This window comes from Levilactobacillus namurensis DSM 19117 (assembly GCF_001434785.1).
GTDB classification, from domain to species: Bacteria; Bacillota; Bacilli; order Lactobacillales; family Lactobacillaceae; genus Levilactobacillus; species Levilactobacillus namurensis.
On the sequence record NZ_AZDT01000051.1, the window covers coordinates 1 to 774 of the forward strand.

Annotated in this window: 1 protein-coding gene; it reads left to right on the top strand. The window is 43.4% G+C overall.

The annotated features are described in order from the left end of the window. Window positions 1–165: 165 nt before the first annotated feature. Window positions 166–621, top strand: coding sequence for an IS200/IS605 family transposase (gene tnpA, locus FD30_RS07520; RefSeq protein WP_056944525.1), 456 nt, complete (start codon window positions 166–168; stop codon window positions 619–621). The last annotated feature ends 153 nt before the right edge of the window (window positions 622–774 follow it).

The window sequence follows — 774 nt, forward strand, 5'->3', positions numbered from 1 at the left end:
TTTTTAGTATTGCCTTTAGGCCCAGTTGAGCGCGCTAAAGCGTGCGAAACAAAAACCCACCTGCTTTGCGGGTGGATAGCAATTTCGTTATACAAAATAATCCCCTGTCAACTTACAATAGAGGTGTCTGAAGCCAACATTGTAGTTTGAAAGGAGATTATAACTATGGCCAATAAACTTAATAGCCTAGCGCATACGAAGTGGTTGTGTAAATACCACATCGTATTTACCCCCAAGTATAGACGGAAGATTATCTACAATCAATATCGACGTGACCTTCAGGAATACATCAAGCTTTTGTGCAAGTACAAAGGCGTTACGATTATTGAAGGGCATATGATGCCAGATCATGTTCACCTGTTGTTAAGTATTCCGCCAAAGTTGAGTGTGTCCAGCTTTATGGGATATTTGAAGGGCAAGAGTGCATTAATGATGTTTGATCGCCACGCTAACTTAAAGTATAAGTTTGGGAATCGGCATTTTTGGTCAGAAGGGTATTATGTCACCACCGTAGGCATGAACGAAGCGACCATCAAGAAGTATATTCGGGATCAAGAGAAGCATGATATGGTGATAGATAAATTAACGACGAAAGAATACAGCGACCCTTTTAAGGGTTAAGGTCTAGCAGTCCGAACGCCGCTTAAAGCGGCTAGCCACAGCGATTGATGCAATTTGGCTTTTGACCAAAAGCCAGCGCCTTGAGACGCTGGCAGTACATACCGGGCTTATAGCCCGTGAGCAAGCCACCCGTTTTACGGGTGGTCTTGACTT

Bases quoted from the DNA above. Each gene is read 5' to 3' on its own strand.
- tnpA (WP_056944525.1), top strand. From the start codon at position 166: ATGGCCAATAAACTTAATAGCCTAGCGCATACGAAGTGGTTGTGTAAA.